This is a genomic window from Streptomyces sp. NPDC054866 (genome assembly GCF_053610745.1).
Map to the genome: position 1 here is coordinate 79,974 of NZ_JBSGZA010000008.1, position 15,083 is coordinate 95,056.

Below are 15,083 nucleotides of genomic sequence, written 5' to 3' on the forward strand. Positions count from 1 at the left end.
GGTCTTGTCAGTCCGGCGCCCCATGGATAGGACTGTGCGTGTGGGTGATCACCGGAGCGTGGCGCGTCCCGCCGCGTAGGCATGCGGGCCTGTCGCGGTGACTTCTCGATTCGCGACGGAAGGTGGAGCAACTCATGAGCCACGCGCAGAACACAACAGGGGTGAGCCGACGCCGTGTCCTGGGCGGAGCGGTCGGGCTTGCCGCTGTCGCGGCAGGTCTGCCCTCCGGCCCCGCGTTCGGGGCTCCGGAGCAGCCGCTGCCCGACGCGGCCCGCTGGCGCAGACACGCGGCGCGGGTGACGATCAGGCGCGATGACTGGGGCGTTGCGCACGTCGTGGGCGAGAGTGACGCCGATGCCGTGTTCGGGATGATGTATGCCCAGGCCGAGGACGACTTCAACCGGATCGAACGCAACTACCTGGTCGCCCTCGGCCGCCTTGCCGAGGCGGAGGGCGAGAAGACGATCTGGCAGGACCTGCGCCAGCGGCTGTTCCTCGACCCCGAATCCCTCAAGAAGGATTACGCGAAGACCCCGGTCTGGCTGCGCGCGTTGATGCGGGCCTGGGCGGACGGGCTCAACTACTACCTCGCGACGCACCCCGAGGTGCGTCCGAGCGTGCTCGAGCGGTTCGAGCCGTGGATGCCGTTGAGCTTCTCGGAGGGCAGCATCGGCGGCAACATCGAATCGGTGCCGCTCAGTCAGCTCGAAGCCTTCTACGGCAAGCGAGCGGTGCCGATGACCGATGAGGAACGGGGGCTGCTGCTGCGCGAACCCACGGGATCCAACGGCATGGCGATCGCGCCGAGTCGTACGCGGGACGGCCATGCGCTGCTGCTGATCAACCCCCACACCAGCTTCTTCTTCCGTTCCGAGCAGCATGTGACCAGCGGCGACGGGCTCAACGTCTACGGCGCCGCCACCTGGGGACAGTTCTTTGTCTACCAGGGCTTCAACGAACACACGGGTTGGATGCACACGACGAGTGGCGTCGACAACGTCGACGAGTTCGCCGAGCGGATCGTGACGAGGGCGGACGGCAGACGCTTCTACCGTTACGGCGACGAGCTGCGTCCCGTGAAGACAAAGACGATCACGTTGTCCTGTCGCACCGCGGACGGCAAGCAGGACGAGCGCCGCTTCACCACCTTCGCCACACACCACGGGCCGATCGTTCGGGAGGCGGACGGCAAGTGGATCGCGTGCGCACTGATGAACAAGCCGCTCGATGCGCTCAAGCAGAGCTTCCTGCGCACCAAGACCCGGGACTACGCGGGCTATCTCCGGGTCGCGGGCCTCAGGGCGAACAGCTCGAACAACACACTCTTCGCGGACTCGAAGGGCGACATCGCCTTCCTGATGCCGCAGTTCATGCCGGTGCGCGACGACCGCTTCGACTTTTCCAAGCCCGTCGACGGCAGTGACCCGGCGACCGACTGGCGCGGTCTGCACAGCCTCGCGAGCATGCCGCAGGCCGTGAACCCGAAGAACGGCTGGGCTTTCAACACGAACAACTGGCCCTGGACCGCCGCCGGCGCGGACAGCCCCGACGCGGCCGACTACCCACGCTACTTCGACCGGGCCGGAGAGAACCCGCGCGGGCCGCAGGCGGTCCGAGTCCTGTCCGCGCGCGACGACTTCACCCCGCAGAGGCTGATGGCGGCCGCCTTCGATCCGTACCTCACCGCCTTCGCACGCTTGGTTCCGGGGCTCGTCGCCGCGTGGGACCAACTGCCCGCGGGCAGCGGCCAGAAGGCGGAGCTCGGCGGGCCGATCGCCCTGCTGCGCGGCTGGGACCACCGCTGGGCCGAGCGCTCGACCGCCACGTCGCTGGCCGTCTTCTGGGGGGATGCGCTGTGGGCGCTCACCTCTCAGTCGGCTGTGGAAGCCGGTCTGTCGGTGTGGGACTACATGGCCGACCGTGCTTCCGACGAGCAGCGGCTCGGGGCGCTCCGGACAGCGGTGGAGCGGCTGACGCGGGACTTCGGCCGCTGGGAGGTGCCGTGGGGCGACATCAACCGCTATCAGCGCAACGACGGCTCGATCGTCCAGGAGTTCAGCGACGACAAGCCGAGCATCCCGGTGCCCTTCACCTCAGCGCGATGGGGCTCGCTCGCGTCGTTCGGAGCGATGCGCTACCCCGGAACGAAGCGCTACTACGGCACCAGCGGCAACAGCTTCGTGGCGGTGGTGGAGTTCGGGCCGCGGCTGCGTGCCTGGGCGGTGACGGCGGGAGGCGTCAGCGGGCATCCCGACTCGCCGCACTTCGACGACCAGGCCGAACGGTACGCGCAGGGCAACCTTCGGCGCGTCTACTTCTATCCGGACGACCTCAAGGGGCATGTCGAGCGGAGTTACCGGCCGGGAAGGGCGGTTTCCGGTCGGATCATGGCCGAGACGTGAGGGGGCCGTTGACAGGTTTCCGGGGCCTTCGTAGCTTTCCAAATCGTTGGAATTATCGATGATTTGAGAAGTAGATCATTACGATCTCGGGGGAACGATGTCCGGACGAACGACTTCGGTGGGCGGGCGGGGGTGGACCCTGGCCGTGGTGTGTGTGGCCACGTTCATGCTGCTGCTCGACCTGACCGTGGTGAATGTGGCGCTGCCCGACATCAGGGATGCGTTCGACGCGAGTTTCACCTCGCTCCAGTGGGTGCTCGACGCGTACGCCCTCGGTCTGGCCGCTGTTCTGCTGACAGCCGGATCGCTGGCCGACCGCCTGGGGCGCAAGCGTGTCTTCAATATCGGCTTCGTCGTGTTCCTGGCGGCCTCGCTCGCCTGCGGCCTCGCGAACGATGCCGTCGTCCTGTCCGTGGCCCGTGGCGTCCAAGGACTCGGGGGAGCGGTCCTGTTCGCCGTCGGGCCCGCGCTGATCGGGCAGGAGTACCAGGGCAAGGACCGGGGTAAGGCCTTCGGCATCTTCGGCGGTGTGGTGGGCCTGTCCATCGCCTTCGGCCCGCTCATCGGGGGCGCGCTCACCGACGGGCTCAGCTGGCGCTGGATCTTCCTGGTGAACATTCCGGTCGGGCTGCTCGCCATGGCCGTGAGCGCGCTGCGGATGCGCGAGTCCCGAGAGGAGTCGGCCCCCGCAGTCGACTGGTGGGGTCTGGTGCTCTTCACCGGCGCGCTGACGCTGCTCGTGCTCGCGCTGCTGCGAGGAGAGGCCGAGGGATGGGGCAGCGCGCCCATCGTCGGCATGTTCGTGGCCTCTGTGCTGCTCCTCGCGGCGTTCGGCGCCGTGGAGAGGCGACGCGGTGAACGGGCCATGTTCCAGCTGTCGTTGTTCAGGAACAGGACGTTCAACGGAGTGTCGGTGGTGACACTGCTGTGCGCCGCCGCGACCATGTCCGCGATCTTCCTCCTGGTGTCGTACGTGCAGAACGTCCTCGCGTACTCGCCGTGGGAGACCGGCCTGCGGTTCCTTCCGCTGACCGGGACGCTGTTCGTCGCGGCCGCGATCTCGGGATCGCTGACCACCCGGGTGCCGCAGCGGCTGCTGATGGGAACGTCCCTCGCGCTCATCGCGCTCGGGCTTTCGCTGGTCGCGCTCACCGGGCCGGACACGTCCTGGACGGCGCTGCTGCCGAGCATGTTCGGGATCGGCCTCGGCATGGGCCTCTTCAATCCGCCGCGCGCGTCGCTGTCCATCGCCGTCGTGGAACCGTCCAAGGCGGGCATGGCCTCGGGGATCAACGAGACGTTCCAGCAGGTAGGCGTCGCCATCGGTATCGCGGGCTTCGGCGCCGCGTTCCAGGGCAGGGTGGCCGACCTGTTCGCGCAGTCCGAAGCGGGGCGCCAACTCGGGGCGTCCGCCCATGAGTTCGGCGAGGCCGTGGCGGCGGGCGGCGGCGCGGAGGCCGCCGGGCGCGCGCCCGCGGGGATGGGCCCCGCACTCGAAGCGGCGGCCCGCACCGCCTTCGTGGACGGTCTGACCGATGTGATGTTCGTGTGCGCGGTCGTCGCCGCCGTCGGCGCGCTCGTGGGATTCGTCTTCATCCGCACGCGCGACCTGCACGAGAGCGCCCGGGGCGAGACCGTGGAGATCGACAGCCGGACTGTGGTGAACGGCGTGGACGCACAAGGGCTCTTGGGGGACGAGAGCGCCGGAGCGCCGGTCGTGGCCCAGTCGGTGCGAGCCGGGGGAGATGGGTAGCCCGGTCGGAGATCGACCGGGCTACCCGCCCCGACCGGACGCGGCACTGTGAGTGGCACCGGCCTTGGAGGCCGGTGCCACCGCCAGTACCCTTGGGGTGATCGACGATCGGCGCGGGGGATGTTCGGCACCACCGAGCAACAGCATCCCTGGGCCCGTCGTTTCACCAAGATCTCAGCAGCTCTTGTAGCTCTTGCACTTCTCGCAGCTCTCAGCGGCGCTCAACAGCGCCCAGCAGCAAAGGGGACGGCCCGGATGACAGAGGCGACGCCCACCCCGGCGCAACCCGCCGCACTCGACTTCCCTCTCGTCCGCAGGACCGGCTATCTGCTGAACAAGGCCGGATCGATCCTGATGGAGGACGCGGAGCGGGTGCTCACGGCGCAGGGCATGCGCCTGCGCTATTTCTACGTCCTCGCGGCGCTGGAAAGTGATCTGAGCCTGTCTCAGCAGGATCTGAGCAGACTCCTCCATCTCGACCCGACGACGATGGTGGCGCTGATCGACGAGATGGAGCGGGCCGGCCATGTGGAGCGGCGGCGCAATCCGTCGGACCGCAGGCGCTACATCCTGCGCCTCACCGAAGGCGGCCGTGAGGCACTCGAGCGCGCCGGGCGCGCCGTCGACGCCGTGGAGCAGGACTTTCTCTCCGCCGTGCCCGCGGAGGACCGCGACCGCCTGCGGGCACTGCTCGGTGATCTGCTCGCCGACCGCTGGCCGCGCGTGATCGCCTGCGAATGATGTTCGACCGAATTCATTAATTGATCCGGTGAAACTGGAATTAAAGAATCCCTATTTGAGGTTTCCTTTGGGTGGATCTGTGGAGGGCGTCACAGATTCCATTAAATAATTGCTTCCCCCTGGTGTGCTGGATAGTGTTTTTTCTGTCCGGGCCGATCGGCCCGCGACACGGGGGAAGGTAAACGGGGAATGAGCAACAAGGAATTATTATACGGATCTCTGGACAGCTGCCTCGGACCTGGCAGCTCCCGCTTTTTCGGAAGCGGATACAAACGCGTCACTCAAGGCCTCAGGAACATCACCACCGACGGGTCCGCCGAACCGGGCGCGCTCGTCACCGCGCGGGGCACGCTCAGCTATCCGCGCGACTGGTCCCGCAAGACGGGCGCCGGTGAGCTGCGACCGCATCTGAGCAGCATCGACGCACTGGTGCTCGCCGCGAACCTGGCGGAGACGCACCTCGCCCGCGCCTTCGGGCTCGGCGCCGCCGAGCGGCGCAGGATCTGGCTGCGCCGAGCCGATGTACGAGCCGGCAGCACGCCACACGAAGACCTCGCGGACTTTCCCGTACACGGCAGGCTGGTCGCCGTCGACGGTCCGACCAGGGAAGACCTCATGCTGGCCAGCACGTTCGACTGCCGGGTCGGACGCCTGAAAGTGCGCTGCACGCTCGTGCACGAACAGGGCGACAGGGCGGGGACACCGGTCACGTACTCCGACGAGAAGCAGGCACTGGGGCCGGCGCGAGCCCGCCACTACGGCGCGGGCTACAAGCAGCGCGACCAGTACGCCGAGCAGGTCCGCGTCGACCTCGACCGGCAGGAGATCCGGGGGCTGCAGCGCGTCGTGGCCACGGACGGGGACGCGCACACAAACGGGGATGCGTACATGTCCGGAGCGGAAGCGGCTTACGGGCCGTCGGTCTCCCTGGTCGACGCGCTCGTGGGCGTGGCCCAGCTGGCGCAGGTCCTGCTCTACGCACAGGACGGTCTTTCCCGCGGCAGCACCGACACGCTCTGGATGAGGCGCTTCGTCATCGGCGCGGCCACACCGGTGCGCCCGCTGGGGCACAGCTTCACCCCGACCGTGAGCACCGCCGGCTCCCGGCTCCTGTCCATGGGCGAAGCTCGCTGGCGCACCGCGGAACTGGCGGTGGACGACTTCGCGGGGATCGACGGCCGCTGCTGGCTGGCGCACCGCCTGCCCGCCGCCGCGTAATCGGACAGCCGAATTTCGCTGTCGACAGTCGCACTGAATTCGCACCCAATTCGCACCAGAGTTACACGCAAGAAACGCAACGGGGGAAATAGATCATGCGTTTTACGCCCACGCTCCGATTAGGAGACGTGCTCGTCGTACTCGAAGGGCCGGCCCGCATGCTCTGGGAAGAGCGCGCTTTCGGGTCCGAATCGAGGCAATGGACACCGAAGGGAATATGGCCGGACGCGGAGCAGCGTGCCGAGGTGCGTGAGCATCTGGACGGGGAACGGCCGCTGCTCGTCCTGCTTGACGAAGCCCGATGCCGTGTCCCCATGCTGCGCGAGGAGTGGCAGGCCGCGCCCTGCCGACTGCTGCGCGACCATGCGGACGCCGGCTCCCAAGACCCCGGTGACGATGAGGTCGTCGAGGTCAGCCTGCCGTTTCTCGACTGGCTGCCCGAGGCAGACCGGGAGCGCGCAGCGCGCTTCCTCGCGGAGAGCGACGCGGAACTGTCCTGTACGCCGATGGCGTTCCTGCCGCCACTGATGACCGAGAAGCGGCGCGAGGGAGCGCCGCCGAGCCCGCGCTTCGCCCGGCGGCTGCTGCCGAACGCGCTGACCGGGGACCGCCTCGCCGCAGCCGTCGAGCACCTGTTCGCCGATGCGCCGCAGTACTGCGCGGCGGCGACCGGCTCGGCGAGGTGACCCATGAACCCGCTGAACCCGCTCCCCAGCCTGGGGGAGATCGGCCTCCGGATCGTCGCGACAGCCACGCGGAATCTGGCGCTCACCGGCCGGCGGACGGCAGAGGTCCGCAGCCCGCAGGCGGAGGACGCCATCGCCCCGAGGAGGCACTGATGGGACGTTCGGTCATGGTCACCGGCGGCAACCGCGGCATCGGGCTCGCCGTGGCGACCGCCCTGGCGGCGGACGGCGACCGCGTCGCCGTCACCCACCGGGACACCGCACCGCCCGACGGACTGCTCGGCGTCCGCGCCGAGATGACGGACTCCGGAAGCATCGACGCCGCTTTCAAGGAGGCCGAGGCCGCACACGGGCCGGTCGAAGTGCTCGTCGTCAACGCGGGCATCACGCGCGACGCCCTGATGCTGCGCATGGACGAGCAGGACTTCACGGACGTCGTCGACGTCAACCTCCACGGCGCCTTCCGTACCGTGCGGCGTGCCGTGCGCGGCATGGTGCGGGCGCGCTGGGGGCGGATCGTCCTCATCTCCTCCATGACCTTCGCGTACGGAGCTCCGGGCCAGGTCAACTACGCGGCCGCCAAGGCCGGAATGCTCGGCATGGCCCGCTCCCTGGCCTGGGAACTCGGCCCCCGGAACATCACGGTCAACGTCGTCGCACCAGGCCTGATCGACACGGCCATGAGCCGCGCGATCACCGATCAGCGACGCGAACACCTGCTGTCCGTCACTCCGCTCGGCCACGTCGGCGAAACATCTGACGTCGCCGCCGCCGTGCGCTACCTCGCCGGCGAATCGGGCCGCTACGTCACCGGAGCGGTTCTGCCGGTCAGCGGAGGCCTGGGCATGGGCGTCTGACCACATCACCCCACGCCCCGGCTCCGGCCGGGGCACCCACGACGGGAAGAGAGCACACCATGGGGAACACAAGCACCCCCATACCGCACAGCGGTCTGCACCTGGCGATCTCCGGAACGTACTCCAGCGGCAAGAGCACCACGACCGAGACGCTGTCGATGGCCACGGGCATCCCCCGTACGCACGCGATGACGTCCCGCGAGATCCTCGTGGACCTCGTTCCGGGCAAGCAGGTCCAGGAACTCAGCGCCATGGAACTGACGATGCTCGGGCTGCGCCGGCTCGAGGAGCGGATCCACCACGAGGCGGGCCAGGGGCCGTTCATCTCGGACGGCTCCGTGATCCACGAGTGGATCTACGGCGAGGCCCGCATGCGGGTCGGCATCAACCCCGGGGCGAACCTGTTCCTGCGGACGGTGAAGAACATCGCAGGGCTCCCGGTGAAGCGGTTCTACCGCCAGTACATGGATGCCTACGGCGCGGTAGCCAAGGCCCGTGCCAAGCGGATCTACGACGCCTATGTGCACCTGCCGGTCGAGTTCGAGATGAAGGCCGACGGCCACCGGCCGGTCTCCGAGACGTTCCGGAAGATGTCCGACGACCTGCTGATCGAGACCCTGGAGGAGCTGGAGATCCCGTACCACGTGGTGGGCGGCAGCGTCCGCGAACGCGTGGAGCGGATCGTCGAGATCTTCGACCTGCCCCTGGTGATGCCGCTCGACGAAGCGATCGAACGGGCCGGTGCGAAGGTGCGCAGGGCCGCCGAGGTCCTGGAACAGGACGCTCGCTTCCACGAGGCCCAGCGGGCCAAGTCCCTGCGGCGGCGCGTCTCGTACGCGGTGCGCTTCTGACGTCTGCGGGAGCTCGACATCACGCGTCGAGCTCCCGCAGGACGGCCCGGCCCGCCGCGCGGTGTTCTGCCGCCGTGGCCGGGTCCGTTGCGTCCAGGACCGTCGCGATTCCCTCGTGGGCCAGCGCTTCCTCGTTGCGGTACCCCAGCGTCGGGGCGAGTTCGAGAGCCTGGCGGTGCAGACGCAGGGCCTCGTCGGGCAGGCCCGCGAGGCGGCAGGTCTCGGCGTAGCTGTTGAGGAAGTGGATCTTCCAGTGTCCCTCGAAGAGCTCGTCGAGCAGCGCGAACGCCTGCCGGTGGCTGGCCAGCGCCTCTTCGTAGCGGCCCATACGCCGCAGCGCGACACCCAGGCAGTTGAGACACCACGCCTCGTTGTGGAGGTGCCCGTCCTCGCGGGCCAGCGCCAACGCCTGATGCAGGTGCTCCGCCGCCTCGTCGGGCTCCTCGTGGGCGATGGCCACGCCGAGGGTGATCCGAGCCGTCAGCGTGGGCGGCGAGGCGGGGTCGGTGAGGGGGATGCCGAGGACCTCGCGGGCCCGCTGCGCCGCCTCCTCGCGGTGTCCCAGCTGGAGCATCGCCCAGGCCTCCGACGCCGCCGCACTGGCCGTGCCCGTCGGGCAGTCGGCCTGCTCGTACAACTTCCCTGCCAGCCTGAAGAGTTCGAGCGGCTCCTCGACATACCCCTCGTCCCACTTCAGATAGCCGCGCCGCAGGGTCAGTTCGGCTTCCGACCCCAAGTCCCCCGCCTGGGACAGCCGCGGCTGTGCCGCCTCGTACGAGGCGGCGGCCTCCGCCATGCGGCCCGCGTTATAGCGCGCGAAGCCCAGATCACTGTGCGCGTCGGCCAGTTGGAGCGGATCGCCGATGCGCTCGGCGGCGGCCAGCGAGCGTTCGAAGAGCACGTTGAGGTGCGTCGTGCCGCAGCGCCGCGCGAAGTACGCCCGCAGGAAGCGCGGCAGCTCGCACACGTGCGCGTCGGCCCCGACGGCGGCCGCGGTCTCGAAGGCGCCCACCAGATTCTCGTACTCCGCGACGAGCCAGGCGAACGCCGCGTTCTTGTCCGCGAACCGCGGCAGCGCGGCAGGCGGCCGGCCCGCGGAGGGCGGCCGGCCGGGCGACAGGAACGGCATCGCGGCGTCGGCGGCGGCCGCCGCGTGCACGTAGTAGTCGAGGAAGCGGCCGAGCGCCCGTTGCCGTTCGGCCGGTGAGTCCTGCTCCTCGCCGGCCCGGCGCGCGTGCTGGTGCACCAGGTCGTGCAGGCGGTAGCGGCCCGCCGTGGGCTCCTGTACGAGGTGCGCGTCGACCAGGTCCTCGAGCATCGCCCGCGCGCTGTTCAGCGGCACGTCCGCGAGCGACGCCGCCAGGTACGCGTCGAAGGAACCCCCGGGCAGCAGACCGAGCAGCCGGAACAGGCGGGCCTGGGACCGGTCCAACTGCCGTACGGACATGGCGAACGCGGTGTCGAACTCGCTCGCCCCCTCGGCCAGCCGCTCGACGAGGACGCCCACCGTCCAGCCCGGCCGGTGCCGCAGCCGGGCCGCGGCGAGGCGCAGGGCCAGCGGCAGATGGCCGCACAGCCGCAGCACCTCGGCGGCGGACTCCGGGTCGCGGGCGAGCCGTCCGTCGGGACCGCTCGGGTCGCCGCTCGCACGGGCGAGGAGTTCCGCGCTCTCCCGCGGGCTCAGCACGTCGAGCGAGACCGGCGGCACCTCGTCCAGGCCGATGAGCCGGTTCCGGCTGGTGATCAGGGCGACGGACGGGCCGGCTCCCGGCAGCAGGGGGCGGACCTGGTCGGCGTCGGCGGCATTGTCGATCACCACGACGACCCGGCGGTCGGCCAGCTCCGACCGCCAGCAGGCGGCCAGTTGCTCGACGCCCTCCCGCGGGACCTTCTCGGACGGTACGTCGAGCGCGCCGAGCAGCATCCGCAGCGCGGAGTCGGGGTCGAGCGGTTCGCGGCCCTCGGTGAACCCGTGCAGGTCCACATAGAGCTGGGCGTCCGGGTAGTCGGCGGCGAGGCGGTGCGCCGCGTGCATCGCCAGGCAGGTCTTGCCGACCCCCGCCATGCCGTCGACGGCGACCACGCGGTGGCTGTCCACCGCGGCGAGCACGGCGGCGAGTTGGGCCTCGCGTCCGGTGAAGTCCGGTACGTCGCGCGGCAGATCGTTGCGGGGCCGCGGCCTGCCCTGGCGGCTGGACTTCGGGGGCGCGGGGAGAGGGTTGGAGGACCGTTCCCACAGGGGGCGCAGCGGGCGGGGGTCGCGCTTGACGAGGCGACAGAGCGCGATCACCGCGGGCCAGGGCGGCACGGTCTGGCCGCTGAGGTAGCGCGAAAGGGACGAGGAGCTGAGGCCCGCGTCCCGTGCGAGGGCGCGTACGCCAAGGCCGGACAGTTCTTGGATCAGGCGCAGCCGAGCCGCCAGCTCGTTCTGCGGGTCCGCCTTCGCCGTGCGGTGTGGCTCATCCACCAGATACCCCCCGTGTCCCGTGTCGCCAGAAACCTACCGGGCCACGTCGTCGCTGCTCAAGGCTGTTTCAGCTGTCCCACGGTGTCCCACCGCCGTGGTCGTGGCGAGCGGTTGCCGCTGATATGGAGTCACACCCCGAGGGAACGGGGCCGAACCGGAAGAAGGAGCACACCGAGATGCAGTCCCGTATGCAGAACCCCGCCGTCGTCCTCTCCGATGCCATGCCGGCCATCCAGAATCTCTTCAAGGCCGTGCACTCCGGCGGAGTGGAGGGGCAGACCCTGGAGCTGGTGCACCTGCGGGTCAGCCAGATCAACGGCTGCAGCGCCTGTGTCGACGGCGGTGCGAAGTCGGCCCGCAAGGCGGGCGTCAACGACGAGCGGCTCGCCACGGTCGCCGCCTGGCGCGAGGCCCCGTACTTCACCGAGGCGGAGCGGGCGGCGCTCGAACTCGCCGAGGCCGCGACGCGTCTCGCCGACAGCGCCGACGCGGTGAACGACGAGGTGTGGGATGCCGCCGCCACCCACTTCGACGAGAAGCAGCTGGCCGCGCTGGTCCTCATGGTCGGCGTCACCAACCTGTTCAACCGGCTCAACGCCACGACCCGCCAGATCGCCGGTGCCTGGGGCTGACACACCCCGTCGGAGGAGCCGCCGCGGCGGCTCCTCCGGGGCACCACCGCTCATCACCCACTCGCGTACGTAAGGAATTCGCCATGACGACCACCCGGACGACCACACAGAAGAGCGCGAAGTTCGACGGATTCACGGACGAGGAACGAGGCGCGATGAAGGCGCGCGCCCAGGAGCTCAAGGCGTCCGCGCGTCGCGGATCGCGCGCCGACAAGGCGGCGGAGGAAGAGGCCGCCGTCGTCGCGAAGATCGCCGAGATGCAGGAATCGGACCGCGTCATGGCCGAGCGGATCCACGCCGTGATCAAGGAGAGCGTGCCGGAGCTGTCGCCGAAGCTCTGGTACGGGATGCCCTCGTACGCCAAGGACGGCAAGGTCGTCTGCTTCTTCCAGAGCGCGCAGAAGTTCAGCGCGAGGTACGCGACGTTCGGCTTCAGCGACAAGGCGAACCTCGACGACGGTGCCATGTGGCCGGCCTCGTACGCCCTGACGGAGCTGACCCCCGAGGGCGAGGCGCGGATCGCGGCGCTCGTACGGAACGCGGTGAGCTGAGCTGATCACCTCAGGGCGACGTCGCGTACCGCGTGCCGACATTCCCCGCGTGCCATTCGTGGTTGCCGCCGACCCAGTTCGACAGGCCCGTCATGAAGCGGGCGACGAGCGGGTCGGTGGCGGAGAGCGCGGCGGCCTGCTCCTCGAAGAGATGGACGATGTCGTTGTGGACCTCGATCGCCTTCTGGAAGGCGTCCTCGATGGAGCACTCGTCCTCGGCGGCGATCACGGTCGGCAGGCTGTAGTGGAAGCGTTCGCTCTGCTGCTCCTTGCGCAGCGAGTAGAGGTCGTTGCAGAGGGTCGCGGCGTTCGAGGACAGGGCGACGGCGCGCTGCACGGCGGGCTCGGCGAAGAGGTGGGCGGGCAGCTCGTAGCCGCCGACGGCGTCGGTGATGGTCAGGCACGGGCGGAAGTTGTTGAACTGCCGCTGCACCAGGTACTCCCACACCGCCGGTGTGCGGCGCTGGGTGATGCAGTCGCCCTCGGCGTTGTAACCGAGGTAGAGGCCGGCGATGTCGTGCCGGTAGCGGTGTGCCTGGGCCGGGGTGGCCAGGATCCGGAAGTGGTCCATGGCCGAGCGCATCGAGCGCAGGGCCGGGTGGGATTCCACTCCGGACCGCCAATCGGCTTCGTAGCGCGGGGTGTTGTGAGCGGGGTCGATCGCGGACTGGGCGATCGCGAGTGCCGCGCCGCGCCGGTCCGCGTGGCCGCCGTACTCCGCTTCGCAGAAGTAGTCGTCCACGGCGTTCTCGCCGACCAGCAGGCGTGCCGCGGCCATGAGGTGCTCGATGCCCGGTGCGTCCGGGTGGCACAGGACCACCGACCGCCCCGGGTCGAAGCCGACGAGCGCCTCCCGGTGCTCGGTGCCCGGGTAGAGGCCCACCTCCTGCTCGGCCCACTCGACGAGCCGGTGGTTGATCTCATCGGCGAGCGCGCGGTCGTCCCGTACGGCCGGAGGGCAGTAGAGGCCCTCGATCCGCTGAGAGGACGGCGCAGGCCCCGAGCGGGTCTCCGATGGTGATTCCGCGGCCGGTGCCGCGTCCGCGTCCGCTTCCGTGACCGGTGCGAGGCGCAGGGAGCCGGTCCCGATACCGGACGGGCCCGAGAGTATGCGCGCCAGCAGCCGGGGTGAGGGAAGAGCCTCCGTGGGTCCGTCAGTCGTACGCGTTCCGGGAATGGGCGCCTTCATCCGCAACTCCGTCCACGGGAGAATCGGCTCGACTCGGTCCTCACGGGCTTCTCGGTCTTCGACGCAGGGATAGCACGGCACTCGGGGCGCAACAAGGCGGGTCGGTCGATTCCGGCCGTCCTCGGACGCGGAGGCTGCCGCTCCCACAGCGATCACAGGCTGTTCGCGCAGCGTATCCGGGAAGCGAGGAGTGTGGCGTAAACGCGTGGTGTGGGCCTGGGGACGCTCTCGACCGACATCATGGCGCGCTGCTTCACTTGCGGCGCGCAGCTCCTAGCAACGCAGTGCCGTGGGAAGGGACCAGGATGGCGACCGCAGCGTCGGCCGAGCAGTCGGAGCAACCTGAACAGAGCGCGGGGCAGGCGCAGTTGAGCCTGGGCATAGCAGCCGCACGCAATCTGGCGACCACCACCAAGACCGTTCCGCAGATGCAGAACATCAGCTCCCGCTGGCTGCTGCGGACGCTGCCCTGGGTGGAGGTGGGCGGCGGCACGTACCGGGTGAACCGGCGCCTGGTGTACGCGGTCGGCGACGGCCGGGTGACCTTCGTCCAGGAGGGGGTCGAGGTCCGCGTCGTCCCCGCGGAACTGGGCGAGCTGTCGCTGCTGCGCGGATACGACGATCCCGAGGTGCTTCGGGCGCTGGCCGAGCGGTTCCAGCAGCGGGAGTTGGCGCCGGGAGAGGTGCTCGCCCAGGCGGGGCGGCCCGCCGACCACGTCTACCTGATCGCGCACGGCAAGGTGGAGAAGATCGGCACCGGCAAGTACGGCGAGGAGACCCGGCTCGGGATGCTCGCCGACGGCGGGTTCTTCGGCGGGCAGGTGGTCGCGGACGAGCCCGGCGACTGGGAGTTCACGACGCGTGCGGTCACCGCGTGCACCGTGCTGGTGCTGCCCCGGCAGGCGTACGAGGAGGTCGCGGGGCAGAGCGAGGGACTGCGGACCCACGTGCGGCAGCGTCAGGCCGAGGGGGAGCGGCCGCGCAACAAGCGCGGCGAGGCCGACATCGCGCTCGCCGCCGGGCATGCGGGCGAGCCCGCGCTGCCGGGGACCTTCGTGGACTACGAACTCGCGCCCCGCGAGTACGAGTTGAGCGTGGCCCAGACGGTCCTGAAGATCCACACCCGGGTCGCCGACCTCTACAACGACCCCATGAACCAGGTCGAACAGCAGCTGCGGCTGACCATCGAGGCGCTGCGCGAGCGCCAGGAGTACGAGCTGGTCAACAACCGGGAGTTCGGGCTGCTGCACAACGCCGACTACGGCCAGCGCATCTCCACCCACTCCGGGCCGCCCACGCCTGACGACTTCGACGAGCTGCTGAGCATGCGCCGCCAGACCAGGGCGTTCTTCGCGCACCCGCGTGCCGTCGCCGCCTTCGGCCGTGAATGCAACAAGCGGGGCATCTACTTCGGCGAAACCGAGGTCGGCGGCCACCGGCTGCCCGCATGGCGTGGCGTGCCGATCTACCCCCTGGGGAAACTGGAGGTCTCCGCCGAGGGCGCCACCTCCATCCTGGCGATGCGTACGGGCGAGGAGGCGGAGGGGGTGGTCGGCCTGCGCCAGACGGGGATACCCGACGAGTACGAGCCGGGGCTGAATGTGCGGTTCATGGGCATCAACGACCAGGCCGTCATCTCCTACCTGGTCAGTGCCTACTACTCGGCGGCCGTGCTCGTCCCCGACGCGGTCGGAGTCCTGGAGAACGTCGAGGTCGCCCGGACGCCCGCCTGACAC

At 69.7% G+C, this 15,083-nt stretch carries 13 protein-coding genes; 11 read left to right on the plus strand and 2 right to left on the minus strand.

The genetic code is table 11. The features are described from left to right. The first annotated feature begins 134 nt into the window (after positions 1–134). From ACWGI2_RS33470 to ACWGI2_RS33505, 8 genes are all read left to right on the plus strand, one after another. Complete coding sequence (locus ACWGI2_RS33470; RefSeq protein WP_453699532.1) at positions 135–2,402, plus strand: penicillin acylase family protein; 2,268 nt, start codon at positions 135–137, stop codon at positions 2,400–2,402. 97 nt (positions 2,403–2,499) lie between these two features. Further along, positions 2,500–4,155 carry an MFS transporter gene (locus tag ACWGI2_RS33475; protein WP_453699533.1) on the plus strand — a complete coding sequence of 552 codons (1,656 nt, stop codon included), beginning with the start codon at positions 2,500–2,502 and terminating at the stop codon, positions 4,153–4,155. A gap of 255 nt (positions 4,156–4,410) precedes the next feature. Next, complete coding sequence (locus tag ACWGI2_RS33480; protein WP_453699534.1) at positions 4,411–4,896, plus strand: MarR family winged helix-turn-helix transcriptional regulator; 486 nt, start codon at positions 4,411–4,413, stop codon at positions 4,894–4,896. Positions 4,897–5,085: 189 nt separating this feature from the next. Next, positions 5,086–6,114, plus strand: a complete 1,029-nt coding sequence (locus tag ACWGI2_RS33485; protein ID WP_453699536.1) for an AvrD family protein — start codon at positions 5,086–5,088, stop codon at positions 6,112–6,114. 95 nt (positions 6,115–6,209) lie between these two features. Beyond that, positions 6,210–6,800, plus strand: a complete 591-nt coding sequence (locus ACWGI2_RS33490) for a hypothetical protein (protein WP_453699538.1) — start codon at positions 6,210–6,212, stop codon at positions 6,798–6,800. Between the two features lie 3 nt (positions 6,801–6,803). After that, a complete protein-coding gene (locus tag ACWGI2_RS33495) occupies positions 6,804–6,953 on the plus strand; it encodes a hypothetical protein (RefSeq protein ID WP_453398533.1) in 150 nt (49 codons plus the stop codon). Continuing rightward, positions 6,953–7,657 carry a 3-oxoacyl-ACP reductase FabG gene (fabG, locus tag ACWGI2_RS33500; protein ID WP_453398532.1) on the plus strand — a complete coding sequence of 235 codons (705 nt, stop codon included), beginning with the start codon at positions 6,953–6,955 and terminating at the stop codon, positions 7,655–7,657. The genes ACWGI2_RS33495 and fabG overlap by 1 nt, the downstream gene beginning before the upstream one ends. 59 nt (positions 7,658–7,716) lie before the next feature. After that, a complete protein-coding gene (locus ACWGI2_RS33505; RefSeq protein WP_453699539.1) occupies positions 7,717–8,508 on the plus strand; it encodes an AAA family ATPase in 792 nt (263 codons plus the stop codon). Between the two features lie 19 nt (positions 8,509–8,527). Here ACWGI2_RS33505 and ACWGI2_RS33510 read toward each other — a convergent pair whose 3' ends face one another. Beyond that, entirely contained in the window at positions 8,528–10,975 is a 2,448-nt protein-coding gene (locus tag ACWGI2_RS33510) for a tetratricopeptide repeat protein (RefSeq protein ID WP_453699541.1), read from the minus strand. A 176-nt stretch (positions 10,976–11,151) separates the two neighbouring features. Here ACWGI2_RS33510 and ACWGI2_RS33515 point away from each other — a divergent pair, with 176 nt between their 5' ends. Continuing rightward, the gene (locus ACWGI2_RS33515) at positions 11,152–11,607 is read left to right on the plus strand and encodes a carboxymuconolactone decarboxylase family protein (protein WP_453398529.1); all 456 of its coding nucleotides are present in this window, start codon (positions 11,152–11,154) and stop codon (positions 11,605–11,607) included. A gap of 83 nt (positions 11,608–11,690) precedes the next feature. Then, complete coding sequence (locus tag ACWGI2_RS33520) at positions 11,691–12,158, plus strand: iron chaperone (RefSeq protein WP_453699543.1); 468 nt, start codon at positions 11,691–11,693, stop codon at positions 12,156–12,158. A 10-nt stretch (positions 12,159–12,168) separates the two neighbouring features. On the opposite strand, the gene ACWGI2_RS33525 is transcribed toward ACWGI2_RS33520, so the two are convergent. Further along, positions 12,169–13,347, minus strand: a complete 1,179-nt coding sequence (locus tag ACWGI2_RS33525; protein WP_453699544.1) for a family 2 encapsulin nanocompartment cargo protein terpene cyclase — start codon at positions 13,345–13,347, stop codon at positions 12,169–12,171. A 305-nt stretch (positions 13,348–13,652) separates the two neighbouring features. Here ACWGI2_RS33525 and ACWGI2_RS33530 point away from each other — a divergent pair, with 305 nt between their 5' ends. Beyond that, positions 13,653–15,080 carry a family 2B encapsulin nanocompartment shell protein gene (locus ACWGI2_RS33530; RefSeq protein ID WP_453699545.1) on the plus strand — a complete coding sequence of 476 codons (1,428 nt, stop codon included), beginning with the start codon at positions 13,653–13,655 and terminating at the stop codon, positions 15,078–15,080. The last annotated feature ends 3 nt before the right edge of the window (positions 15,081–15,083 follow it).